The organism is Marinimicrobium sp. LS-A18 (assembly GCF_000463525.1).
Taxonomy (GTDB): Bacteria; Pseudomonadota; Gammaproteobacteria; order Pseudomonadales; family Cellvibrionaceae; genus Marinimicrobium; species Marinimicrobium koreense.
Genome location: NZ_AWEP01000002.1, coordinates 460,894 through 486,157 on the forward strand (window position 1 = coordinate 460,894; position 25,264 = coordinate 486,157).

The 25,264-nt window shown below is 59.9% G+C and carries 24 protein-coding genes; 22 read left to right on the forward strand and 2 right to left on the reverse strand.

Translation table 11 applies throughout. The features are described from left to right. The first annotated feature begins 1 nt into the window (after position 1). Both secF and N645_RS0102040 read left to right on the forward strand, forming a co-directional pair. Complete coding sequence (gene secF, locus N645_RS0102035) at positions 2-1,165, forward strand: protein translocase subunit SecF (RefSeq protein WP_024459846.1); 1,164 nt, start codon at positions 2-4, stop codon at positions 1,163-1,165. A 70-nt stretch (positions 1,166-1,235) separates the two neighbouring features. Next, positions 1,236-3,248 carry a PAS domain-containing hybrid sensor histidine kinase/response regulator gene (locus N645_RS0102040; protein ID WP_024459847.1) on the forward strand — a complete coding sequence of 671 codons (2,013 nt, stop codon included), beginning with the start codon at positions 1,236-1,238 and terminating at the stop codon, positions 3,246-3,248. Positions 3,249-3,325: 77 nt separating this feature from the next. On the opposite strand, the gene N645_RS0102045 is transcribed toward N645_RS0102040, so the two are convergent. Next, the gene (locus tag N645_RS0102045; protein WP_024459848.1) at positions 3,326-4,126 is read right to left on the reverse strand and encodes an inositol monophosphatase family protein; all 801 of its coding nucleotides are present in this window, start codon (positions 4,124-4,126) and stop codon (positions 3,326-3,328) included. 218 nt (positions 4,127-4,344) lie between these two features. Between N645_RS0102045 and trmJ the strand changes: the two genes are divergently transcribed. From trmJ to N645_RS0102145, 20 genes are all read left to right on the forward strand, one after another. Beyond that, on the forward strand, positions 4,345-5,154 hold the full coding sequence (gene trmJ, locus N645_RS0102050) for a tRNA (cytosine(32)/uridine(32)-2'-O)-methyltransferase TrmJ (RefSeq protein WP_024459849.1): 810 nt from the start codon (positions 4,345-4,347) through the stop codon (positions 5,152-5,154). A gap of 86 nt (positions 5,155-5,240) precedes the next feature. Further along, positions 5,241-5,717, forward strand: coding sequence for a Fe-S cluster assembly transcriptional regulator IscR (iscR, locus tag N645_RS0102055; protein WP_024459850.1), 477 nt, complete (start codon positions 5,241-5,243; stop codon positions 5,715-5,717). A 41-nt stretch (positions 5,718-5,758) separates the two neighbouring features. Further along, positions 5,759-6,943 carry an IscS subfamily cysteine desulfurase gene (locus N645_RS0102060; protein WP_024459851.1) on the forward strand — a complete coding sequence of 395 codons (1,185 nt, stop codon included), beginning with the start codon at positions 5,759-5,761 and terminating at the stop codon, positions 6,941-6,943. Between the two features lie 254 nt (positions 6,944-7,197). Next, positions 7,198-8,637: a Fe-S cluster assembly protein SufB gene (sufB, locus tag N645_RS0102065; RefSeq protein WP_024459852.1), complete on the forward strand. Its 1,440-nt coding sequence runs from the start codon at positions 7,198-7,200 to the stop codon at positions 8,635-8,637. A 214-nt stretch (positions 8,638-8,851) separates the two neighbouring features. Next, entirely contained in the window at positions 8,852-9,601 is a 750-nt protein-coding gene (sufC, locus tag N645_RS0102070; protein WP_024459853.1) for a Fe-S cluster assembly ATPase SufC, read from the forward strand. 3 nt (positions 9,602-9,604) lie between these two features. Further along, positions 9,605-10,918 carry a Fe-S cluster assembly protein SufD gene (gene sufD / locus N645_RS0102075; RefSeq protein WP_024459854.1) on the forward strand — a complete coding sequence of 438 codons (1,314 nt, stop codon included), beginning with the start codon at positions 9,605-9,607 and terminating at the stop codon, positions 10,916-10,918. 8 nt (positions 10,919-10,926) lie between these two features. Then, on the forward strand, positions 10,927-12,177 hold the full coding sequence (locus N645_RS0102080; protein ID WP_024459855.1) for a SufS family cysteine desulfurase: 1,251 nt from the start codon (positions 10,927-10,929) through the stop codon (positions 12,175-12,177). A 21-nt stretch (positions 12,178-12,198) separates the two neighbouring features. After that, positions 12,199-12,570 (forward strand): iron-sulfur cluster assembly accessory protein, encoded by a 372-nt coding sequence (locus N645_RS0102085; RefSeq protein WP_024459856.1) that lies wholly within the window; start codon positions 12,199-12,201, stop codon positions 12,568-12,570. A 15-nt stretch (positions 12,571-12,585) separates the two neighbouring features. Next, a complete protein-coding gene (gene sufT / locus N645_RS0102090) occupies positions 12,586-13,122 on the forward strand; it encodes a putative Fe-S cluster assembly protein SufT (protein ID WP_024459857.1) in 537 nt (178 codons plus the stop codon). A gap of 25 nt (positions 13,123-13,147) precedes the next feature. Further along, positions 13,148-13,567: a SufE family protein gene (locus N645_RS0102095; protein ID WP_024459858.1), complete on the forward strand. Its 420-nt coding sequence runs from the start codon at positions 13,148-13,150 to the stop codon at positions 13,565-13,567. Positions 13,568-13,752: 185 nt separating this feature from the next. Further along, positions 13,753-14,181, forward strand: coding sequence for a nucleoside-diphosphate kinase (gene ndk, locus N645_RS0102100; RefSeq protein WP_024459859.1), 429 nt, complete (start codon positions 13,753-13,755; stop codon positions 14,179-14,181). A gap of 48 nt (positions 14,182-14,229) precedes the next feature. Continuing rightward, a complete protein-coding gene (gene rlmN / locus N645_RS0102105; protein WP_024459860.1) occupies positions 14,230-15,402 on the forward strand; it encodes a 23S rRNA (adenine(2503)-C(2))-methyltransferase RlmN in 1,173 nt (390 codons plus the stop codon). Positions 15,403-15,473: 71 nt separating this feature from the next. Further along, positions 15,474-16,217 (forward strand): type IV pilus biogenesis/stability protein PilW, encoded by a 744-nt coding sequence (gene pilW, locus N645_RS0102110; RefSeq protein WP_024459861.1) that lies wholly within the window; start codon positions 15,474-15,476, stop codon positions 16,215-16,217. A gap of 7 nt (positions 16,218-16,224) precedes the next feature. Continuing rightward, on the forward strand, positions 16,225-17,181 hold the full coding sequence (locus N645_RS0102115) for a RodZ domain-containing protein (protein ID WP_024459862.1): 957 nt from the start codon (positions 16,225-16,227) through the stop codon (positions 17,179-17,181). Positions 17,182-17,214: 33 nt separating this feature from the next. Next, positions 17,215-18,339, forward strand: coding sequence for a flavodoxin-dependent (E)-4-hydroxy-3-methylbut-2-enyl-diphosphate synthase (gene ispG / locus N645_RS0102120; RefSeq protein WP_024459863.1), 1,125 nt, complete (start codon positions 17,215-17,217; stop codon positions 18,337-18,339). A gap of 339 nt (positions 18,340-18,678) precedes the next feature. After that, the gene (gene hisS / locus N645_RS0102125; protein WP_024459864.1) at positions 18,679-19,968 is read left to right on the forward strand and encodes a histidine--tRNA ligase; all 1,290 of its coding nucleotides are present in this window, start codon (positions 18,679-18,681) and stop codon (positions 19,966-19,968) included. 30 nt (positions 19,969-19,998) lie between these two features. After that, positions 19,999-20,700, forward strand: a complete 702-nt coding sequence (locus tag N645_RS0102130; protein ID WP_024459865.1) for a tetratricopeptide repeat protein — start codon at positions 19,999-20,001, stop codon at positions 20,698-20,700. Beyond that, positions 20,697-21,842, forward strand: a complete 1,146-nt coding sequence (gene bamB / locus N645_RS0102135) for an outer membrane protein assembly factor BamB (protein WP_024459866.1) — start codon at positions 20,697-20,699, stop codon at positions 21,840-21,842. Before N645_RS0102130 ends, bamB begins: the two co-directional genes overlap by 4 nt. Positions 21,843-21,979: 137 nt before the next feature. Beyond that, positions 21,980-23,428: a ribosome biogenesis GTPase Der gene (der, locus tag N645_RS0102140; RefSeq protein WP_024459867.1), complete on the forward strand. Its 1,449-nt coding sequence runs from the start codon at positions 21,980-21,982 to the stop codon at positions 23,426-23,428. Positions 23,429-23,463: 35 nt separating this feature from the next. Then, positions 23,464-24,357 carry an AEC family transporter gene (locus tag N645_RS0102145; RefSeq protein WP_024459868.1) on the forward strand — a complete coding sequence of 298 codons (894 nt, stop codon included), beginning with the start codon at positions 23,464-23,466 and terminating at the stop codon, positions 24,355-24,357. A gap of 114 nt (positions 24,358-24,471) precedes the next feature. Here N645_RS0102145 and N645_RS0102150 read toward each other — a convergent pair whose 3' ends face one another. Then, positions 24,472-25,263: a thiazole synthase gene (locus tag N645_RS0102150; RefSeq protein WP_024459869.1), complete on the reverse strand. Its 792-nt coding sequence runs from the start codon at positions 25,261-25,263 to the stop codon at positions 24,472-24,474. Position 25,264 lies beyond the last annotated feature (1 nt).

Consider the following 25,264-nt stretch of genomic DNA (forward strand, 5'->3'; position numbering starts at 1 on the left):
TATGCTACCGGAATCAAAAGTGATCAATTTTATGGGCTGGCGCAAAACCTGCGCCGCCATTTCCATCGTGTTGCTGCTGGCTTCCATCGTCTCTCTGGCGACGCGTGGTCTGGAGTTTGGGTTGGACTTTACCGGCGGTTCCCAGGTCGAGCTGGGCTTCGATCGCCCAGCGGACCTGTCCACTATCCGCTCAGTACTGGATGAGCAGGGTCTTGAGAACCCCGTGGCGATTCTGTTTGGATCGGACTCAGAAGTTCTGATTCGCACCCAGGATGCTCTGAGTGACGGTGTACTGGAGCAGTTGGAAGAAGATCTCGCGTCCCTGTCCGATAGCGCGACCATTACCGAGGTGCGCAACGCCGCCAGCGACCAGACCCAGTTTTCCGAGGTGCTGGTTTTCAGTGGCGTCAGTGAGTCCGCGCTGCGTTCGGCGGACCTGTTTGACCCGCGCTACTACGGTCGCACACAGATCGCCACCGAGGGCGAGGCGGTCACCGTTGCCGTTGAAAATGCCCTGGACAATGTCTACTCCCAGTTTCTGATTGACGCTCTGGAAGAGGCGACCGGGGCGAGTATCAATCTGCGGCGCAGTGAGTTCGTCGGCCCTCAGGTGGGTGAAGAACTACGCGATCAGGGCGGGCTGGGCATGCTGTTCGCCCTGGCCGTGGTGATGATCTACGTGGCGATTCGCTTCCAGTATAAATTCTCCGTCGGCGCGGTACTGGCACTGGTTCACGATGTGATTATTGTCCTCGGTGTGTTCTCGCTCTTGCGCCTGGACTTCGACCTGACGGTTCTGGCGGCAGTGCTCGCGGTTATCGGTTATTCTCTGAATGACACCATCGTCGTGTTTGACCGGGTGCGGGAAAATTTCCGTAAAATGCGCCGGGGCACCACCAACGAGGTGATCAACACGTCCCTGACCCAGACGCTGGAGCGCACCCTGTTGACCTCCTTGACTACCTTGCTGGTGTTGGTGGTGCTCTACTTCTTCGGTGGTGAGTTGATCAGCGGCTTTGCCTTTGCACTGATTGTCGGTGTGGTGGTCGGTACCTACTCGTCGGTCTATGTCTCGGCCAATATTCTGGCGGCGATGCACCTGACCAAGGAAGACCTCATGCCGCCGCCGAAAGAGGGCGAGGAGCAGGAAGAGTTGGCTCCCTGAGCCTCGTGAACCGCTGAAAAAGTGCGGATACCAGTGGTGAGGGTATCCGCCCGATCGATGAGCAGAGCTTATGTCGAAAGGCATCACCATCAGCGATGAAGAACTGAATCAGGCCGACAGCGAGCAGCTGCGCGACCTGGTGGAGCGCTATCGCCGGATTTTCAACGGTAGCGGCTACGGCTTTTGGGAATGGGATCTCACCTCCAACCGTATTGACTGGTCCGGCGGTTTCTGGGAATCACTGGGGTTCAACGACGAAGATAAAATCCGCATCAGCGACGCTACAGCGCTGCCGGATTATATCCACCCCGACGATCGGGACCACATGCTCGAAGCCGTGCGCGAACACCTGCGCAGCGGCGAACCTCTCAACACCGCTTACCGGATCCTCACCAAGCGCGGCAACTACGTCTGGACCCAGGCCCGAGCAAATTCCATTCGCGACAAGTACGGCCGGGTCATGTACATCTCCGGGGTCAACTTCGACATCACCGAGCTGAAAAATGTCGAAGCGGCCCTGCGTGAGAGTGAAGCGCGTCAGGCTCGTATCATCCAGGCGTCCAATGACGGTATCTGGGAATGGTATGCGGACCGCAAGGGCTTCCACTTTTCCAATCGTTGCTGGGAGCACGCCGGCTACGACGAGAAAGACGATGTGGTGATCCGTGGCCAGAACCGCCTGTCGGTCTGGCGCTCTCACATTCACCCGCAAGACCTGCCCAAGTTTGACCAGACCCTGGCGGACCATATGGCCGGGCGGGCACCGTTTGATATCGAGTACCGTATTTTCGGCAAAGACGGCGATATCCGCTGGATTCGCGCTCGAGGGCGAGCCAGTTTTGACACCGAAGGCAACCCGGTGCGTATGTCCGGCACCAACATGGATATCACCGATATCAAGCGCGCCGAAGAGCGGGTGGTGCAGGCGAAGGACGCAGCGGAAAAGGCCAATCAGGCCAAGTCCGATTTCCTCTCCAGCATGAGCCACGAGTTGCGCACGCCGCTCAATGCCATTCTGGGGTACGCGCAGCTGTTTCAGTATGACGACAACCTCACCGACAGTCAGATGGATAACGCCCGCGAAATCCGCAAGGCGGGCGAGCATCTGCTGCAACTGATCAATGATGTGTTGGACCTGGCCAAGATCGAGTCCGGCCGAATGACTTTCTCCCTGGAGCCGGTGTTGGTGTCCCGGGTGGTGGCCGAGTGCTTTACCCTGATTCAACCTCAGGCCGACGCCGGTGGCGTCAAGCTCAGTGCGGATCTCAAACGGTTGGAGAGCACCTACGTGGTGGCCGACAACACCCGCCTGAAGCAGGCGGTGCTCAATCTGGTCAGCAATGCGGTGAAATACAATCAGGTCGGTGGTGAAGTGGCCGTGAGCCTTTCGGAGCGGGACGATAATCGCCTGCGCATTACCGTTCGCGATACTGGCCAGGGCATACCGGCCAGTCGTCAGCACGAAGTGTTTCAGCCCTTCAATCGCCTGAACGCCGAGTACTCAAAGGTCGAAGGGTCCGGTGTTGGCCTGGTGATCACCAAGCAGTTGGTCGAAATGATGGGCGGTAAGCTGTCCTTCGAGAGTACCGAAGGGGTGGGCACCGAGTTCTGGGTGGATTTGCCTCTGTCCACCGAGTGGAATCAGGACCTGGTGGTCAACCGCCGCGAGCATGACCCGGCGGCGGATGAGGAGCCGGAAGCGCTGGTGCTTGAAGAGCCGCGGACCATTCTGTACGTGGAGGACAACCCGTCCAATATCCGCCTGATGCAACAGATTCTGAGCCGCTACCCCATGTTGACGCTGGAAGTGGCCGAAGAGGCGTTCCTCGGGATTTACAAGGCTCGCAGTGAGCGGCCGGATGTGATCATTCTGGATATCAATCTGCCGGGGATGGATGGTTACGAGGCGCTGTCGGTGTTAAAGCGTGACCCCGTGACCGCAGATATTCCGGTGGTGGGGCTGTCGGCCAACGCCATGGCCTACGATGTGGAGCGGGGCCGCAAGGCGGGGTTTTTTGATTATCTGACGAAGCCGGTGGAGATCAATCACCTGGTTCGAACGCTCAAGAAGCTTTTGGCTTAGGTGACGTTAGGTAACGGCGGATGCGCGCTGCGCGCATCCGCCGTTACCACTCCCAACCGCATCCACCAGCTTTTAACTCAAACGTGCCCCAAATGCTTCTGTACCACCTGCAACACCGGCTTGAACACCTTCGGTGTACCACACACGATGTGGCCGGTATCCATATACGAGGTGCCGCCGCGGAAGTCGCTGATCAAGCCGCCGGCCTCTTTCACCAGCAGCACACCCGCCGCGAAATCCCACTCGTTCAGATGCATTTCCCAGAAGGCGTCATAGCGTCCCGCCGCCACATAGGCTAGATCGAGCGCCGCTGAGCCCGCGCGGCGGATGCCGGCGGTCTGGCCGGCGAGTTCACTGATGCAGGCGAGGAAGGGCTGGATTTTGGCCAGGGCCGGGCCATCGAACGGGATGCCGGTACCCAGCAGGGCGCCTTCCAGGCCGCGACGGGTGGACACCCGGATGCGGCGGCCGTTGAGTGACGCGCCGCGGCCGCGGCTGGCGGTAAATTCTTCGCGCTTGACGGGGTCGAGTACCACGGCGTGCTCAACCTGTCCTTTGTAAAAGCAGGCGATGGAGACGGAGAAATGGGGCATGCCGTGCACGAAATTGGTGGTGCCGTCGATCGGGTCGATCACCCAGACATAATCCGGGTTCTTGCCCTGAGTGGTCCCGCTTTCTTCGCCGCGGAAACTGTGGTCCGGGTAGGCCTTGCGCAACACCTGAATGATCGCCTGTTCGGCTCCCCGATCCACTTCGGTGACGAAGTCGTTGGGGCTTTTGTTTTCAACCTTGATGGTGTCCGGGCGTTCGTAGGCGCGTTCAATCAGTTCTGCCGCCTTGCGCGCCGCGCGCAAAGCCATCGTCAACATGGGTTCCATAGGGCAATCAGTCTTTTCGTGAAAAATGGGAAAGAACGGGGCGAGGGCAGGCCTCGCGAAGGCCGCACAGTATAACGGCAAGCGCGCCGGCTCGCCAGCGCCATGGCGCAATTGCCCCATCCTGGCCGGGAGGGGCCGCCGGGAACCCGGGTCCGGTGGTTCATGATAGAATGCGCCGCTTTTACGCCCACGTATCCGCTATCGATCAAGAGACCGTTATGACCGCCAACCCTTTTGACAATATCCGCATCGTTCTGGTGAATACCTCTCATCCGGGCAACATCGGTGGTGCCGCCCGGGCCATGAAGAATATGGGGCTGTCCCGCCTCTATCTGGTGGAGCCCAAGGAGTTTCCCTCGGAAAAGGCCGTCTGGCGGGCTGCCGGGGCATTGGATGTGCTGGATAAAGCCGTGGTGGTGGAAACGCTGGATGAGGCCATTGAGGGCTGTGGCCTGGTGGTCGGCACCAGCGCCCGCGAGCGCCGGATTCCCTGGCCGCTGGTGGATCCTCGCCAGTGCGGCGAGCGGTGCTGGCAGGAGGCCGGCGAGCACGAGGTGGCCCTGCTGTTCGGGCGCGAGGACCGGGGGCTGACCAACGAGGAGCTGCACAAGTGCCAATACCATGTGCATATTCCCGCCAACCCGGAATACAGCTCCCTGAATCTGGCCACCGCCGTGCAGGTGCTGTGCTACGAGCTGCGCATGGCCCACCTCTCGCAGCAGGACGGCGGCCCGCTGGGCAAAACCGAGTGGGATATGCCTCCCGCCAAAAGCGAGGCCCTGGAGCGGTATTTCGAGCATCTTCAGCAGACGCTCGAAACCCTGGACTTCCTCAACCCGGATAACCCCCGCCAGACCATGACCCGGCTGCGCCGCCTGTACCACCGCATCCGCCCGGATGAGATGGAGCTGAGCATTCTTCGCGGGGTGCTGACGGCCACGCAAAACTACATTTACCACACGGATAAACGCCTGAAATCCCTTCAGGCGGCGCCCGAGAACGAAAAGCCCTTGGATAATGGCGAATAGTTGAGTAAAATACTTGGTTATAGACGGGTGGATTTCCGACAGTTCGGTACCCACCCTCCACCAAGGCTAGAGGCGACAATCCGGGCATGAGACTGACTACCAAAGGTCGATACGCGGTCACCGCGATGCTGGACCTGGCTCTGCACAGTGAGCAGGGGCCGGTGAGCCTTGCGGATATCTCCAATCGCCAGGGTATCTCCCTGTCCTATCTGGAACAGCTGTTTGCCAAGCTGCGTCGGCAGAAGCTGGTGAGCAGTGTTCGCGGCCCCGGCGGCGGTTACCGCCTGGCGGAGCGCCTTGAAGCCATTTCGGTGGCGCAAGTGGTGGATGCGGTCAGTGAGTCCCTCGATGCCACCCGCTGTGAGGGCAAAGGGGACTGCCAGAACGGCAAGGTGTGCCTGACGCACCACCTCTGGGAAGATCTCAGTGCCCAAATTCATCAGTTTTTAAGTGATATCAGCCTGGCGGATCTGGTCGAGCGGCGCGACATTCAAGCGGTTCGGGCCCGTCAGGACCACCATCAGCAGCTCTCGGCTGAGCAGATTCTGTGCAGCCAGTTGTAACGCCGTTCCGGTATCGCCAAGCAACGAGGTTTGAGTAATCGATGACGTTGAGCGCTCCACGTCAGCCCATTTATCTGGACTATGCCGCCACCACGCCGGTCGACCCGGCGGTGGCCGAGCAGATGGCGGCCTGTCTGACGCGGGAGGGCAATTTTGCCAACCCGGCCTCGCGCTCCCATCTGTATGGATGGCAGGCGGAAGAAGCGGTGGAGAATGCCCGTCAACAGGTAGCGGACCTGATCGGCGCGGATAACCGCGAAATTGTCTGGACCAGCGGCGCCACCGAGGCGGATAACCTGGCGCTCAAAGGCGTCTGGGAAGCGCGCCGCAGGGCAGGGTTGCCCGCAGGCCACCTGATCGTCTCCGCGATTGAACACAAGGCGGTGCTTGATCCTGCTCACTGGTTGGCGGAGCAGGGCGTTGAGGTCACTTATCTGGCCCCCAATACCAGCGGACGGATTGAGCCGGAAGTGGTACGCGCCGCGCTGCGGGACGATACGTTTCTGGTCAGCGTGATGCATGTGAACAATGAGCTTGGCAGCGTCAACGACATTGCCGGGATCGGCGCCATCTGCCGGGAACAGGACATCCTGTTTCACGTTGATGCAGCCCAGAGTGGCGGGCGGCTGGCGTTGAATGTGGCGGAACAGAACGTGGACCTGATGTCCCTCTCGGCGCACAAAATGTACGGCCCGAAAGGCATTGGTGCTTTATATGTTCGCCGTGATCCGGGGGTGAAAATCAGCGCCCAGATTCACGGCGGTGGTCACGAGCGGGGCATGCGCTCCGGCACCTTGCCCACCCATCAGTGTGTGGGCATGGGGGCGGCGGCCCAGTTGGCTGCCGATCGCCTGGCGGAGGATCCGCCGCATATTGCCGCCTTGCGGGACGAATTGTGGCAGGGCATTGCCGATCTGCCGGGCATCCAGTTGAACACGGACCTGGCTCACACGGCCTGCGGTCATCTGAATGTTGCGTTTGGCGGTTGCGATGGTGAAATGCTGCTGCTGTCGCTGCGCCAACTCGCGGTGGCGACCGGCTCGGCCTGCACCTCGGCGAGTCTGGAGCCGAGCTACGTGCTCAAGGCGATTGGCCTGAGCAACGATCTGGCCCAGGCCTCTTTGCGTATCAGTCTGGGGCGCTTGACCACCAGGGACGAGGTGCAGTTCGCGATCCAGCACATTCGCGACGTGGTGCCAAAGCTGCAACGTAAGGTCAGCGCCTAAATAGGCGGACGTCGGATTACGGCCTGCGGCCTTTTCCGACCTACGAGAGGGTGATCACCAGTACCGAACAAAACAAGTAGGTCGGATTAGCAAAGCGTAATCCGACAAAACGCAAAGGATGCGGAAACAGGGCACCAAAGTACCCGTAGGTCCGATTAGCGAAGCGTTATCCGACAGAACAACGCGAACAATCGCGGAATCGAACAACCGAATTTTAGCTAACTCACTCCGAATGCGGAGACAGAGGTGAAGTGATGGCAGAGCAAGAAGTTGAAAAGCTGATCAAGCGCGAGTACGCCGCCGGCTTCCATACCCAGATCGATACGGATACCTTGCCGCCCGGTCTGAATGAAGACGTCGTCCGGTTTATCTCCGCAAAAAAAGGTGAGCCCGAGTGGATGCTCGACTGGCGCCTGCAGGCCTTCCGTGCCTGGGAGCAGATGGAAGAGCCCAATTGGGCTCACGTACATTACCCCAAGGTCGACTTCCAGGCGCTGTCGTACTTCTCCCAACCCAAGAGTATGGAAGATCGGCCCAAGAGCCTGGATGAGGTCGATCCCGAGCTGTTGCGCACCTACGAAAAGCTGGGCATCCCGGTCCACGAGCAGGAGATGCTGGCGGGCGTGGCGGTAGACATGGTGTTCGACTCCGTGTCCGTGGTGACCACCTTCCGTGAAAAGCTCAAAGAAGCGGGCGTGATTTTCTGCTCGATCAGTGAGGCGGTACACGAGTACCCGGAGCTGATCAAAAAGTATCTCGGTACGGTAGTGCCCCAGAAAGACAACTACTATGCCGCGCTCAACTCGGCGGTTTTCTCCGATGGTTCGTTTGTGTACATCCCCAAGGGCGTGCGCTGCCCGATGGAGCTGTCCACCTACTTCCGGATCAATGAGCAGAATACCGGGCAGTTCGAGCGCACGCTGATCGTCGCCGAAGAAGGCGCTTACGTCAGCTACCTGGAAGGCTGCACCGCGCCCATGCGCGATGAGAACCAGTTGCACGCCGCAGTGGTTGAGCTGGTGGCGCTGGACAACGCCGAAATCAAATACTCCACTGTGCAGAACTGGTATCCCGGCGACGAACAGGGCAAAGGCGGTATCTACAACTTCGTGACCAAGCGCGGCCTCTGCCACACCAATGCCAAGATCTCCTGGACCCAGGTGGAAACCGGCTCGGCCATTACCTGGAAGTACCCCAGCTGCATTCTGCGCGGGGACAACAGCGTCGGTGAGTTCTACTCGGTGGCGCTGACCAACAACTACCAGCAGGCCGATACCGGCACCAAGATGATTCACATCGGGAAGAACACCCGCTCGACCATCATCTCCAAGGGTATTTCCGCCGGGCGCAGCTCCAACGCCTATCGCGGGCTGGTGCGTATGAACCCCGGTGCCGAGGGTGCACGGAACTACACTCAGTGTGATTCCCTGCTGATCGGCGATCGCTGTGGGGCGCACACCTTCCCGTACATCGAGAGCAAGAATCCGAGTGCGGTGGTGGAGCACGAGGCGACCACCTCCAAGGTGAGCGACGACCAGATGTTCCTGTGCCAGCAGCGCGGTCTGGATCCCGAAAAAGCCGTCTCGATGATCGTGAATGGCTTCTGCCGGGAAGTGTTTAAAGAGTTGCCGATGGAGTTTGCGGTGGAAGCCGGCAAGCTGTTGGAAGTGAGCCTCGAAGGGTCGGTGGGTTAACGGTGAGGCTACGGCGGATGCGGCCTTCGGCCTTATCCGCCCTACGCGAACTCGGTGAGTTAATCGCCGGATTATGGCGGATGGCACGGAAGCTCGCGTAGGGCGGATAAGCGAAGCGCATCCGCCGTTACCCAAACCAACGCCGCCACCCAAACTCGAAACCACCGCACACGACGAACCGAATTTACGTTATATGAAACTGGAAACCGACACTATGCTGACCATCAAAGACCTGCGCGCCAGCGTCGAGAATGAAGAAATCCTCAAGGGCCTGAGCCTGGACATCAAACCCGGCGAAGTGCACGCCATCATGGGCCCGAACGGTTCGGGCAAGAGTACCCTGGGCAATGTGCTGACCGGCCGCGAAGGCTACGAAGTGACCGCCGGCAGTGTGCAGTTCAATGGCAAGGACCTCTTTGAACTCGAGCCCGAAGAACGCGCCCGCGAGGGCCTGTTCCTGGCCTTTCAGTATCCGGTGGAAATCCCCGGTGTCAGCAACATGGAATTTCTGAAAGCGGCGGTGGACGCGCACCGTGAACACCGCGGTGAAGACCCGATTTCCTCGGTGGACTTCCTGAAGTTGGCCCGCGAGACCTGCAAGTCGGTCGACCTGGACCCGTCGTTTCTAAAACGCGGTGTCAACGAAGGTTTCTCCGGTGGTGAGAAAAAGCGCAACGAAATTCTGCAGATGATGCTGCTCAAGCCCACCGTCTGCATTCTGGATGAAACCGACTCCGGGCTGGATATCGATGCCCTACAGGTAGTGGCCAATGGCGTGAACGCCATGCGGGCCGAAGATCGCAGCTTTATCGTGGTCACCCACTACCAGCGGCTGCTCAACTACATCGTGCCGGATAAGGTTCACGTATTGGCCGGTGGCCGCATCGTGAAGTCCGGCGGTAAAGAACTGGCGCATGAGCTCGAAGAGAAAGGTTATAGCTGGCTCGAAGAAGAGGTGGTGTAAGCGATGAGTGATTTTCAGCAACAGGCGTTGCAACTGGCCGGGCAGCAGGACAGCCCGGACTGGCTGTCCGAGCTGCGCACCAGCGGCGCCCGGCAGTGGCTGAAAACGCCCTGGCCAAACCGCAAAACCGAGCAGTGGAAATATACCCCGCTCGCGCCGCTGCAGAAAACCGAATTTGCGCAGTGGGCCGAATCCACCGCCCAGTGGCAGGACCAGATCGAATGGTTGGAATTGGACGCGACGCGCCTGGTGTTTGTCAACGGCGTGTTCGACCCCGAGGCGTCGGACGCCCTGCCCGCGGAAGTGGTTCGCTTTGGTGATGCCAATGCGGAGCAGCAGGCGGTCATCGGTCAGCACTTGGGCAAAATTGTCGACAGCGAACACCATCTGTTTGCCGCACTCAGCAACGCCTGGGCGTCTGAGGACGGTGTGTTGGTGCACGTCCCGAAAGACACCAAGCTGGCCAAGCCGCTGTACGTGGTGCAGGTGTCCACGCCGGGCAGTGCGCCGGCCACCGCCAACCAGCGGTTGCTGGTGGTGCTGGAAACCGGCGCTCAGGCGAGCATCATCGAGCATTTCGCCTCGACCGATGCCGAGCAGAACGGTTTTGTAAACAGCCTGACCGAAATTGAAGTGGGCGAGAACGCGTTCCTGCACCACTACCGGATCAATCTGGAAGAAGAGAACCTGCTGCACGTGGGCGGCATTCACGCCAACCTGCAACGCAGTTCGCAGTTGCGCGGTTTTACCGTCGCCCAAGGCAGCAAGCTCAAGCGCATTGATTACCAGATCAATCACTGCGGTGAAGGCGCGCACTTGGATCTGCAGGGCGTGTATGTTCCGCGCAACAAGCAGTTGATCGATTACCACACCAATGTGCAGCACAAGGTGCCGCACTGCACCAGTAACGAAGTCTTTCGGGGCATTATTGGTGACTCGGCGCACGCGGTGTTCAATGGTCGCATCCATATTCACCAGGATGCCCAGAAAACCCTGGCGGAGCTCAGCAACAAAAACCTGCTGACCTCGCCCAAGGCGGAAGTGGACACCAAGCCCGAGCTGGAAATTTACGCGGATGATGTGAAGTGTGCCCACGGTGCCACCGTGAGCCAGTTGAATAAAACCGCGCTGTACTACATGCAGGCCCGCGGCATTTCGCGGGAGGAAGCGCAGGTCATGCTGAACTTCGGCTTTATCAACGAGCTGTTGCAGGATGTCGCCGAGCCGGCCGTGCGTAACTACCTCGGCCCGCGCCTGGCTCGCCTGTTCAGCAGTAACAGCGATCTTCTGCGACACATTCAGAGCGAAGAGGCCTGATCCTCACCATGAACAGACCGGAAGCACTACAGAGCACCGCCGGCTTCGATGTGGAAGCGGTACGCCGGGATTTCCCGATCCTGCAGGAGCAGGTGAACGGGCATCCATTGGTGTATCTGGATAACGCCGCGACCACCCAGAAGCCGCGGGCGGTGATTGATGCGATCAGTCACTACTACCTGCACGACAACAGTAATGTGCATCGTGGTGCCCATGCGCTGGCGGAGCGGGCGACGGCAAAGTTTGAAGGTGCGCGGTCAACGGTGGCCGAGTTTCTCAACGCACCGCATCGCGAACAGATTCTGTGGACGCGCGGCACCACCGAAAGCATCAACTTGGTGGCGTTCAGTTGGGGTCGCAATAACCTCAAGGCGGGTGATCGGATTCTGGTCTCGGCGATGGAGCACCACTCCAACATTGTGCCCTGGCAGATGGTGGCTCAGGAAACCGGCGCGAGCGTTGAGCCCATTCCGGTGGACGACACCGGTACTCTGCAATTGGCGGCGCTGGAAACGCTGCTTGAGCAGGGTGGGGTGCGGATAGTTTCGGTTGGGCATGTGTCCAATGCTCTGGGGACGGTGAACCCCATTGACGAGATCATCGCCCTGGCGCACAAGCACGGCGCACTGGCGCTGATCGATGGCGCCCAGGCGGTAAGTCACTGGCCCATCGATGTTCAGGCGCTCGATTGCGACTTCTATGTGTTTTCGGCCCATAAACTGTTTGGTCCCACGGGATTCGGCGTGCTGTACGGCAAACGCGACCTTCTCGAAGCCATGCCGCCGTATCAGGGCGGTGGCGAGATGATCCAGTCAGTGAGCTTCGCCGGCACGACGTACAACCAGTTGCCGTACAAGTTTGAGGCGGGCACCCCGGATATCGCCGGTGCCATTGGTCTGGCCGCTGCCATTGACTACCTCAATGGGCTGGACCGGGAAGCCGCCGCCGCGCATGAGCGGGCGCTGCTGGCCTATGCGGAAGAGAAGGCGTTTGCGACCGCGGGTATCACTCTGGTGGGCACGGCGGCGCACAAGGTCAGCGTGTTGAGCTTTCTGGTTGAGGGCACCCACCCGAACGATCTAGGGTTTCTGCTGGATCAACAGGGTGTGGCGGTGCGCACCGGACACCACTGTGCGCAACCGATCATGGAGCAATACCATATTCCGGGTACGGTGCGCGCCAGCTTTGCGTTTTACAACACCTTTGATGAGGTGGATCGGCTGTTCGAGGCCCTTGAAAAGGCTCGGCAGTTTTTTTGAACAACACAGGAGTAGAGTGAGATGGCAGTAGAGTCATTTGATCCCACTCGGCAGGCCGTTGCGGTCACTCCGGCTGCAGTGGAACACTTCCGGCGTCAGTTGGGCCTCAACCAGGAGGCGCAGGCGGTACGTCTGAGCGTGAAAGAGAGCGGTTGTACCGGTTTTATGTACGTGGTGGACCTGGTGGCCGACGGGCGCGAGAACGATGTGTGCTATGAACTGGCGGACGACGTCTCGCTGTATATCGACCGGGACAGCCTCAATGTGGTCAGCGGTACCGAGATCGATTATGTCATTGAAGGCGTCAATCGCCAGCTCAAATTCAATAACCCCAATGCTCAGGATTACTGCGGCTGCGGGGAAAGTTTCAGCGTTGTGAATGCTTCCTCCTAGACGCCCGGGGCCCCGATGAGTGAACGACGTATGGTGGTGGCCCAGGCGGACTGCCCGGCCCGCCGGGTGCCCGACGGCACGCACCTGACCATTCCCAAAGACACCTTCGTGACGATCACCCAATCTCTGGGTGGCAACTATACGTTGACCTATCACGGCCAGATGGTGCGGGTAGATGGCACCGACGCGGCCGCCCTGGGCCTGGAGGCCCAGGAGCTCAACTTTCCGCCGCCCGCCGATCAGCGCATCAATGAAGATCAGGTCTGGGAAGCGCTGGGCACCGTGTATGATCCGGAGATTCCGGTGGATCTGGTCAATCTGGGGCTGATTTACGCGGTGGACGTCGACCAGAGCGAACAGCGGGTGAGCATCAGGATGACCCTGACGGCGCCCGGCTGTGGTATGGGGCCGGTGCTGGTGGGTGATGTCGAGCGGCGGGTGGCCAAGGTGCCCAACGTCGATTACGTGGCGGTCTCCCTGGTGTTCGATCCGCCCTGGAGCCGGGAGATGATGAGCGAAGAAGCCCAGCTCGAGACCGGAATGTTCTTTTAAGGTTTAACCCTCAGGATTCAGTGGTATGTCCCAATTCGGAACCGACATCAGCGCCGACGATATCGTCGAGACCCTCAGCTTTTTCGATAGCTGGGAGGATCGCTACAAGTACATTATTGACCTGGGGAAAGAGGTGCCACCGCTCGACCCGGCCTACCAGACCGAGGCGTACCTGGTACGTGGCTGTCAGAGTCAGGTGTGGCTGACGTACAGGGAAGAGGGGGGCAAGCTCTGGTTTGACGCCGACAGTGACGCCTTTATCGTCAAAGGCCTGCTCGGGGTGGTGCTGGCGGCCTATAACGGCAAAACCCCTGCCGAGGTGCTGGATTTTGATATTGAAGGCTATTTCAACGAGCTGAATCTCCTGAAGCACCTCAGTCCCACCCGGGGCAACGGTCTGCGTGCCATGGTGGCCCGGATCCAGGATATCGCCCGCGCCGCCTGAACCGCCGGTGCCGCTTGATCTTCAGCCCGGTTTCCAGAGGCGTCGATCGGCGCACAGTTTGTGGTCAATCGCGCCTGCCGGGGTGGCTTATAGGCGCAACCCGCGTATAATTCCCGCATTTCTCCGCCCCCGAGGGGGCGGGGCAGATCCGAGACCTTTTTGCGCGACTGACACTGGAGCCTTCGATGCCCGAACAACAGACCCTCTCTATCATCAAACCGGACGCGGTACGGAAAAACCTGATCGGTGCCATTGAGAGCCGTTTCGAGCAAGCTGGCCTCAAGATCGTGGCACTCAAGATGATTCAGCTCAGTCGGGCCCAGGCCGAGGGCTTCTATGCCGAGCACCAGGGCAAGCCGTTTTTTGAGGGGTTGGTGGACTTTATGACCTCCGGCCCGGTCTGTGTACAGGTGCTGTCCGGTGACAACGCCATCGCCCGTAACCGCGAGTTGATGGGGGCGACCAACCCGGAAGAAGCCGAACCGGGCACCATTCGCGCGGACTACGCTGAAAGCGTGTCCATCAACGCGGCGCACGGCTCGGATTCGCCCGAGTCCGCCGCACGGGAAATCGCCTACTTTTTCGAACCCGGGGAAATTTTCGCCCGCAGCTGATGCGGACGCCGAGATTCCCGAGCTCATTTCGTTCATACAGGTATTCACATGACCGCTGCACCCGCTGCCAACACCGCTGACCCGTCCAAGACCGAGCGGACCAATCTGCTGGGCCTGCCCGAGGCCAAGCTGGTGGCTTTTTTCGAGTCCTTTGGCGAGAAGCGCTTCCGAGCGACTCAGGTGCTGAAGTGGATTCACCAGCGCGGCGCGGAAAACTTCGACGAGATGACCAACATCAGCAAGTCGCTGCGGGAGAAGCTCAAAGAGGTGGCCGAAATCCGGGCGCCGGAAGTCATCCAGCAGTTGGACTCGTCCGATGGTACCCGCAAGTTCCTGATTCGCGTGACCGGCGGCAGTATTGTCGAGACGGTATTTATTCCCGAAGGCGATCGGGGCACCCTGTGTGTCTCCTCCCAGGTGGGCTGCTCGCTCGACTGCAGCTTCTGCGCCACGGGCAAGCAGGGCTTTGACCGGGACCTGACCGCAGCGGAAATCATCGGTCAGGTGTGGATTGCGGCCAAGTCCTTCAATCAGCTTCAGCCCAATGGCCCGCGCAAGGTCACCAACGTGGTGATGATGGGCATGGGCGAGCCGCTGTTGAATTTCGACAATGTCGTGGACTCCATGAACCTGATGATGGAGGACAACGCCTACGGCATCTCCAAGCGGCGGGTGACCCTGAGCACCTCAGGCGTAGTGCCGGCGCTGGATAAGCTGGGGCAGTACACCGACGCCTGCCTGGCGATTTCCCTGCACGCGCCCAACGATGAGCTGCGCAACGAGCTGGTGCCGATCAACAAAAAGTACCCCATCGCCGTGCTGCTCGATTCCGCCAAGCGCTACATCGCGGGTTTGCCCGATACCCATCGGCGCATTACCATCGAGTACACCATGATTGATCATGTCAACGATCGCCCGGAGCACGCCCATCAATTGGCGGAACTGCTTCAGGATGTACCGGTAAAAATCAATCTGATCCCGTTCAACCCGTTCACGCTGTCCGACTACAAGCGGGCCAGTAACAATGCGATTCGTCGGTTCCAGACCATTTTGATGGAAGCGGGCTATATCACTACCATCCGTACCACGCGGGGTGAGGACATTGATGCCGCCTGTGGTCAACTCGCGGGCACGGTCAACGATATGACCAAGCGCAGTGAGCGGTACCGGGCGAAGTTTGACGAACTGCAAACCGTAAAAATAATTGCGCCGTCTCCCTGACGAGCGTCTGTGACCAAGAGGTAAGGGTGATGATAAAAGCACATAGAAACCCGCGCCGAGTATGGCGTTCAATGGCCGCGCTGGGATTGCTGGTGTTGCTCGGGCTGGGCGGCTGCGTGACCCAGACCAGCGGCCCGCAAGTGGACCGCGAGGCAGCCCTGGACACCCACTATCGATTGGCCATGGCATACATCGACAACCGTAACCGGGACTCGGCTCGCCACCATATTGAGAAAGCGTTTGAACTCGATGATGACTCGGCCAAAGCCTACGCGGCACAGGCCATGCTGCTTCAACTGGAAGGGGAGGTGGAGCGTGCTGAGGACAGCTTCAAGCGGGCGCTTGGTGAGGACCGGAGTTTTTCTCAGGCCCGTAACAACTACGGCGCTTTTCTATTCAGACAACAGCGTTACGAAGAGGCCTATGAGCAGTTCTCAATCGTCAGTGAAGATCTGAGCTACGACAATCGGGCTAGAGCGCTGCTCAGCCTGGGGCGCACCGCCAAGCAGTTGGGGCGTGAAGAGCGCGCCCGAGCGGCGTTTGAACATGCGTTTACCCTGGATCCACGCCTGGCGCCGGTCCTGTTGGAGCTGGCAGACATCAGTTTCCAGGACAAAGAATACGCGCAGGCTAAACGCTACCTGGATCAGTACGGCGAGGTGTCTCGTCAGTCGGCCCGTTCGCTGCTGTTGGGTATTAAAATCGAAAGGATCTTCGGCAACCAAGACAAAGAAGCCAGTTATGCACTGGCATTGAAAAATCGCTTTCCTTATTCCGATGAGTATCTGGAATACAAACGCGAAATGAGTCGTTGAGGTCCTGATGACAACTGAAGAACAACCCGCCGGGGCCGAGGTTCCGGAGCTCGCCCCGGAGGCGTACCCAGGCGCGCAGCTTAAAGCCGCGCGGGAAAAGGCCAAGCTCAGTGAAGAGGATGTCGCCCGCGAGCTGCGGATGACCGTCAGCAAGGTGCGTGCTCTGGAGGCGGACGATTACGATCGGCTGCACTCCGATACGTTCATTCGCGGTTATCTGCGTACGTACGCGAAACTGCTCGGTCTGGAGCCTGAGGACCTGCTTCAGGCCTACAAGCAGGCTCGGCGTCAGGCTGGGTTGGCGGATGATCCCGAAGAAAGCCCGTTGAAAATCAATGTGCCCGAGCCGACCCGGTCCCTGTGGAAATTTGTGCTCTGGATTCTGGTGTTGCTGGCGGGCATCTGGGCACTGTCGGTCTGGTTTCTGGGCAACCGGCAGGATCCCGTGGCGGATAGCGCCATGGTGGACCCGATCAGTGAACTGAAGGCGCCAGCTCCGACGTCGCCCCTGACTGAGGAGCCGGCAGTTGAACAAGAGGCGGTAGCGGGCAGTGTGGACGATGGGGCCGAGGAAGCGACTGAGGCAGCGCCGATCGCAAACGCCGAGACGAACTCGGCTGCGGCACTGACCGGGTCTGAGCCTGCTTCGGCGTCCAACAATGCCGTGGAGCCTCTGGCGGCCACGGAAGTGAGCAGTCCCGGTGTGTCCTTGAATGACCCGGAGAACCTCGATCAGTTGCGCTTGACCTTCTCGGAAGAATGCTGGGTAGAAGTGACCGACAGCCGTGGGGATGTACTCGAAACCGATCTGCTCCAGCCCGGCCGGGAATTGTTGCTCTCCGGTGAGGCGCCCTTTACGGTGAAGCTCGGCAATGCCGGCGCGGCCCAGGTTGAGCTCAACGGTGAGCGTTTTGATTTTGTTCCGCCGGTCAGTGGTCGCCTGATGACCCTGACGGTCAATTGATACCCCTGAACCGAACCATCACAGGATCGCATCATGCACAGTGAGTCGCCCATTGTACGCCGTCAGTCCCGCCAGATTATGGTTGGCAATGTGCCCGTTGGGGGCGGAGCGCCGATCTCCGTGCAGAGCATGACCAACACCGAAACCACCGATGTGGCCGCGACCGTCGATCAAATTCAGCGCCTGCAGCTTGCCGGAGCGGATATCGTGCGCGTCTCGGTCCCGAGCATGGAGGCCGCCGAAGCCTTCGGAGCCATCCGCAAACAGGTGGATATTCCCCTGGTGGCCGATATCCACTTTGATTACCGCATTGCCTTGCGGGTGGCGGACCTGGGTGTGGATTGTCTGCGCATCAATCCCGGCAACATCGGACGGGAAAAGCGCATTCGCGCGGTGGTGGACAAAGCGCGGGATATGAATATCCCGATCCGCATTGGCGTCAACGCCGGCTCTCTGGAAAAAGATCTGCAGAAAAAGTACGGCGAGCCTACTCCGGATGCGCTGGTCGAATCGGCCCTGCGGCATGTGGAGATTCTCGATCAACTGAATTTTTACGACTTCAAGGTCAGCGTCAAGGCCTCGGATGTCTTTATGGCGGTCGCCGCTTACCGCAAGCTGGCCCGGGAAATTGATCAGCCGCTGCACCTCGGCATCACCGAAGCCGGCGGTCTACGGGCGGGTACCGTAAAGTCGGCGGTCGGCCTGGGCGCGCTGTTGATGGATGGCATCGGCGACACCGTGCGCATTTCCCTGGCAGCGGATCCGGTGGAAGAGGTTAAGGTCGCCTGGGATCTGCTCAAGAGCCTGAAGCTGCGTAACAAGGGAGTGAACTTTATTGCCTGCCCAAGCTGCTCCCGGCAGAACTTCGATGTCATCAAGACCATGAACGAGCTGGAAATGCGCGTGGAAGACATCACCGTGCCGTTGGACGTTGCGGTGATCGGCTGCGTGGTCAACGGCCCGGGTGAGGCCAAAGAAGCCGACCTCGGGCTCGCCGGCGGTACCCCCAACAACCTGGTGTATATCGACGGGGCGCCGAGTCAGAAGCTCGCCAATGACACGCTGGTGGACGATCTGGAGCGGCTGATCCGCGCCAAGGCCGAGGAGAAAAAAGCGCGCCTTGAAAAAGAGGAAGCGAATCTGATTGTGCGGGGATAGACCCGGTGACGGCGGATGCGCTTCGCTCCGAAGCGTCGGACCGATCCGCCCTACGCCTACGCGACAATTTGGTTTATCGTCGGGGTTGGGTTACGGCGGATGCGGGCTTCGCCCTTATCCGCCCTACGCAACCTCCGCAGCCCGGCGTGGGACGGACCGGTCCGACGCTTCGGAGCGAAACGCATCCGCCACCCAAGCCCAAAAAACGGCAAAAACACGCGTAGGGCGGATAAGCGAAGCGCATCCGCCGTAACAAAGGCTCGACGACTCGGATCAAAGCGCATCCGCCGCAACCCAAACTAAAGCATCAAACACCAAAGAAGATTTTAGGAACCCACTTTGAAAAAACTGCAAGCCATTCGAGGAATGAACGACCTGCTGCCGGATGAGAGCGGACAGTGGCAGTACCTGGAAAATACCCTCAAGTCCATCCTCCAGCAGTACAGCTATCGGGAAATCCGTTTCCCGATTGTAGAGAGCACCGAGCTGTTCAAACGCTCCATCGGTGAAGTGACCGACATTGTGGAGAAGGAAATGTACACCTTCGATGACCGCAATGGCGATAGCCTCACCCTGCGGCCCGAAGGTACCGCCTCCTGTGTGCGCGCCTGTGAACAGCATGGTCTGCTGTACAACCAGACCCAGCGGCTCTGGTACATGGGCCCCATGTTCCGCCACGAGCGCCCCCAGAAAGGCCGCTACCGTCAGTTTCACCAGCTGGGGGTCGAAGTGTTCGGCATGACCGGGCCGGATATTGATGCCGAAGTATTGCTGCTCAGTGCACGCATGCTGCGCGCGTTAGGTGTGGCCGACCAGGTCACGCTGCAGTTGAACAGCCTGGGCAGCAGCGAGGCCCGCGCTGCCTATAAAACCGCGCTGGTGGATTATCTGAACCAGTACCGCGAGCAACTGGACGAAGACAGTCAGCGTCGCCTGACGTCCAATCCGCTGCGCATCCTGGACAGTAAAAACCCCGACACCCAGAAGATTCTCGATGGTGCGCCGGTACTGCTTGAGCACCTCGACGAAGCGTCCGCCGCCCACTTCGAGCAGCTCAAAGCCATGCTGACCGAAGCCGGCGTCCCCTTTGAGGTCAACCCCCGGCTGGTACGCGGGCTTGACTACTATGGCAAAACCGCCTTTGAGTGGGTGACCGACGCTCTGGGCGCCCAGGGTACGGTATGCGCCGGTGGCCGCTACGATGGGCTGGTCGAGCAACTCGGTGGTAAGCCCACGCCAGCCATCGGGTTTGGTATTGGTCTGGAGCGCCTGTTGTTGCTGCTTCAGGCCACCGGGCAACTGCCCGAGGGCCTCGATCGTCGCACTCAGGTCTATCTTGTGGCGGTGGGTGAGGTACAATCCTCGGCCATGCGTTCGGCTGAGCGGTTGCGCGATGCGCTGCCGGGGCTGCAGTTGTTGGCCCACTGCGGGGGCGGCAGCTTCAAGAGCCAGATGAAAAAGGCGGACAAAAGCGGCGCTGACATTGCGTTGATTCTGGGGGAGGACGAAGCCCGTAATGGTCAGCTCTCACTCAAGTATCTGCGTGAGGATCGGCCCCAGGAAACCCTGTCGCTGGACCAGACTATCGAGCAGCTCCGGGCTTACTGGCCCGCGCTGAGCAACCTCTGAAACGAATTTTGACAATAACAGGAGTACAACGTGAGCGATCATCTGACTGAAGAAGAACAGCTTGAGGCCCTCAAGCGGTGGTGGAAGGAAAATGGCAAGTGGATTGTGACCGCCGTGGTGATTGCGGTGGGCGGCTATTTTGGCTGGAATACCTACCAGGACCAGCAGCAGGCCAAGGCCGAAGCGGGCTCGGCGATATATTCTGAACTGTTGGAAACTTTGGCGGTCGAGGAAGGCAGCGCCGTTTCGGAAGACGATCGTGCGCGGGCTGGCGAGCTTGTTGAGCAGCTCAAAACCGAGCATGCCAACAGTGCCTACGGCGCAAATGCGGCGCTGATTCGCGCCCGCTGGGCCGTCGATGAGGGTGACCTGGAAACCGCTGAAAGTGAGTTGCGCTGGGTTCTGGAACAGGAAACCGCTGAGGCAATCCAGCAGCTGGCTCGCCTGCGGTTGGCCCGGGTTCTGTCAGCTCGCGGACAACTCGATGACGCGCTGGCGACCCTGGAGGCGGGCACTCCCGCCGACAGCATTGCGGCGGAATACGCCGAAGCTCGCGGGGACATTCTGAGTGAGCAGGGTGACAACGACGGGGCGGCTCAGGCCTACCAGAGCGCACTGGACTCGCTTGACGCGCAGCAACAGAACCGCGTTCTGCTGTTGCAGATGAAACTGGATAACGTGCAACCGGCCACGGCGGACGATACGTCGGGCTCCGAGGAGAATGCTTCATGAGGTTATGCGCAGTAGCGCTTTGTGCTTTGCTGTTTTCCGGCTGTGCGCTGTTTTCGAAAGAAGACGGTACAGAGCCGGTGGAACTGGTGGATTTCGAACCGACGGCGGAGCTGGATATTGTCTGGCGTAGTGGTGTTGGCTCGGGCACCGACAAGGCGGTGGTCAAATTACAGCCGGCACTCGATGGCGACCGGATTTACGCCGCCGATGTCGACGGTCGCGTGTTCGCCTTCGATCGCGCTAATGGCAAACGCCTCTGGCGTCAAGAAACCGAAGATGCCATTACCGGCGGTGTGAGCAGCAATGCCGGTGTGCTGCTCTACGGCACGGGCAATGGCGAGGTGGTCGCCCTGGCCAATGAGGACGGTAAGGAGCTGTGGCGGACCGCGTTGAGCAGTGAAGTGATTTCCGTTCCCCAGACCAACGGCACCGTGGTGGCCGCCCAGACCATGGATGGCCGACTGCATGCGTTGGACGCCGAGACCGGAGAAACCCGCTGGGCATACGATAGCCCGCCACCGGTGCTGACGCTGCGGGGTACTGCTTCGCCGCTCATGACGGATTCGGCGGTGATTGCCGGCTTCGCCACGGGCAAGGTGATGGCTTTCAACCCGGATAATGGCCTGGTTCTCTGGGAGCGCCGCGTGGCCTTGCCGCAAGGTCGCTCCGAAATTGAACGCATGGTTGATGTGGATGCCGCTCCGCTGCTGCATCAAGGGGTGGTGTTTGTCGCGTCTTTCCAGGGCAACGTGACTGCTTTGGGCCGCAACAATGGCCGGCCCGTGTGGAGTCAGGAAGCCTCGACCCATAAGGATCTGTCCGCAGAGGGCCGCACCCTGTATCTCTCCGAGGCCGACAGTGTGGTCAAGGCGTTCAGTACCGCCACGGGTGAAATGCGCTGGCAGAACGATCAGTTGCTGCGCCGCCTCATCAATGGCCCCCAGGTCGTTGGTGACTACCTGGCGGTGGGGGATTATGACGGCTACCTGCACCTGCTCAAGCGCGATGATGGCAGCTTTGCCGCCCGCCGCCGCCTTGATCGGGGCGGTATTTCCGGCACCATGGTCACCGATGGCGACACCCTGTATGTGCAGACCGATGGCGGACGCCTGGTAGCACTTGAGGTCAAGCCCCGGGACTGATTGTCCCCTCGTTAACTGCCTCGCCGCCGACCTCCTGACCGGGGTTTCGGCGGCGATCTCGTTTATGGCTGTATAAAAAGTCCCCAATCCGCTATCCTAGGCGCCTTTGCGTTCTACCGATCTTCGATGCCTCCATTATGATTCCAGTTATTGCCCTGGTGGGCCGCCCCAATGTGGGCAAATCCACGCTGTTCAACCGTCTGACCCAATCCCGGGATGCGCTCGTGGCGAATTACGCCGGGCTGACCCGCGACCGGAAATACGGTGAAGGGCAGGCGGAAGGCCGCCGTTTTATGGTGATTGATACCGGCGGTATCAGCGGCGAGGAAGAGGGCATCGATAGCGCCATGGCGGGCCAGTCCCTGCAGGCGATCCAGGAAGCGGACATTGTGCTGTTTATTCTGGATGCCCGGGCCGGACTGACCGCGGCGGATGAAATGATCGCCCGGCATCTGCGGGTGCAGAACAAAAAGACCTATCTGGTCGCCAACAAGATTGACGGTGTAGACCCGGACCTGGCCCTGGCGCCGTTTTACGAGTTGGGGCTGGGCGAGATCTTCCCGACCACGGCCACTCATGGCCGGGGCGTCAAGTCCATGATGTCCGATGTGGTGGCCGAGCTGCCGGTTGAGGAGGTGGTCCCGGCCCCGACCAATCAAGGCATCAAGATCGCGGTGGTGGGCCGACCCAATGTGGGCAAATCCACGCTGGTCAACCGGATGCTTGGTGAGGATCGGGTGGTGGTCTATGATCAGCCGGGTACCACCCGGGACAGCGTCTATATTCACTACGAGCGGTTTGAGAAGCACTATACCCTGATCGATACTGCCGGGGTTCGCCGGCGCAAAAACGTGTCCGAGTCGGTGGAGAAGTTCTCGATCGTGAAAACCCTCCAGGCCATTGACGATGCACACGTCGCCATTCTGGTGATGGACGCCAGTGAAGGCGTGGTGGATCAGGACCTGCACCTGATGGGCAACGTCCTCGACGCCGGTCGAGGCCTGGTGATCGCGCTGAACAAGTGGGACGGCCTGGATGACGGCCACAAGCAATATGTGCGCAACGAACTCGAGCGTCGGTTGCGCTTTGTGGACTTTGCCAAAATCCATTTTATTTCCGCCTTGCATGGCACTGGGGTAGGGCACTTGTATGAATCCGTAGAGGGGGCCTACAAGTCCGCCACGGACAAGTTCTCCACCAATTTCCTGACCCGCATCCTGCAGGATGCGGTGCGCGAGCATCAGCCTCCCATGGTGCAGGGGCGCCGTATCAAACTGCGCTACGCTCACCCCGGTGGTCACAACCCGCCCATTGTCGTGATTCACGGCAATCAGACTGAGGCGGTGCCCAGTCACTACGCGCGCTACCTGGAAAAGACCTTTCGCCAAGTGTTGAAACTCGAGGGAACGCCGGTACGGATCGAATTCAAATCCAGCGAAAACCCCTTCGCCGGACGCCCCTCCAAACCCAAAAACCAGGGTGGGCGAGGGCCGGGTAACCGCGGTCCGGGCAGTAAAGGCGCCAAAGGCAAGTCGCCTTCCGGCCCCGGAAAAGAGCGCAAGGCGCCGCGTGGTCGACGCCCTTGATGTGTGCGGCGTGACATCATTCCCGGGGTAGACGAATGAGTAACCTGCTTCTGATTCTGGCGTGTCTGAGTATCGGTCTGCTATTGCAGCGATCGAGCCGGATGCCCCGGGATGCGGCCAGTGCGCTCAACCTCTACGTCTTGTATGTCGCGCTGCCGGCAATGATCCTCACCGAAATTCCCAAACTGACCCTGGATCAACGGGCGCTGTTGCCGGTGATCAGTACCTGGGTGGTGATGGCATCGACCGCCACACTGGTCTGGCTGACGGCGCGCGGGTTCGGCTGGTCCCGTTCGGTGACCGGCGCCTTGATGCTGGTGATCGTGCTGGGCAATACCTCCTTTGTCGGTATTCCCCTGATTCAGGCACTGCTCCCCCCTGAAGCATTACCCTATGCACTGCTTTACGATCAGACCGGCACGGTGATCGCCCTGAATACCTACGCGGTCATTGTGGCGGCCTGGTATAGCGGGCAGGACACCTCCTGGCGCAAGGTCAGCCGCACCATCTTTACCTTTCCGCCGTTTGTGGTGCTGCTGCTCGCCTTTGCGACCTTCCCGCTGGATTACCCGCATTGGTTCACCTACGCCACCGGACGGATTGCGGAGAGCCTGGTGCCGGTGGTGATGGTGGCGGTCGGGCTGCAGTGGCAGTTGAAATTGGATAAGGAACACCTGCTCCCGCTGACCGTAGGTCTGGGATATAAGTTGGTATTGATTCCGGCGATTGTGTTTGCGGTGTTCGCCGTGCTGAATCTGCACTCCGTGGCGGCGCAGGCGGTCGCGCTACAGACGGCGATGCCGGCGATGATTTCGGCGGGGGTGGTGGCCATGGCCCATGGCTTGGCGCCGAGGTTGGTGTCGACCATTGTCGGTTACGGTCTGTTGCTGTCGCTGGTGACCGTGCCGCTTTGGAGTCAGTTGCTGTAAGGGTGTGATTGTCGGCTTACGCGCGGTGCGCTAAGCCGACCTACTCGTGGCTCAGGAAGACCGTTCCGTAGGTCGGCTTAGGCCAAAGGCCGTAAGCCGACAACTCTCCTCCATTTACGCCTGATGCCAAAACGGCTGCCCGATGGTCGGCGTGCTGGGGCTGGCCGTCTGCCGGCGGGTCATCAATCCGGCTTTGAAGGCTTTTCGGCCCGCATCAATCGCGTCGGCAAACGCCTCGGCCATCAAGGGCGGGTTGTGTGCTTTCGCCACTGCGGTGTTCAGCAGCACACCATCAAACCCCATCTCCATCGCTTCGGCGGCCTGAGAGGGTGCGCCCAAACCGGCATCAATGATCAGCGGTGTATCCGGCAAGCGCTCGCGCAGCGTTCTCAGGTTGTAGCGATTGAGCAGCCCCTGACCGGTCCCGATGGGAGAACCCCAAGGCATCAACACCTCGCAGCCCACATCGAGCAGGCGCTGGCCTAAAATCAGATCGTCGGTGCAATAGGGCAGCACGTTGAAGCCTTTCTGAATCAATTGTCCGGCGGCATCGACGAGTCCAAAGGGGTCCGGCTGCAGATTGTAATCATCGCCGATGACCTCCAGCTTGACCCATTCGGTGTTGAATATTTCCCGGCTCATTTCCGCCAGGGTCACGGCTTCCTTGACCGTTTTACAGCCGGCGGTGTTGGGCAGTAATCGACAGCCGCTGCGCTGAATCATTTGCCAGAACGCATCGCCGCTGCCCTCGGTCGGGTTTTGCCGACGCAGCCCCAGAGTGACCACCTCGCAGCGCCCGGACTGAATCGCGTCCAGCATGCATTGTGGTGAAGGGTAGAGAGCGGTCCCCAGCAGAAACCGGCTGTCGAACGATTCGCCGTATAAAACCAATTGATCCTGAGACATG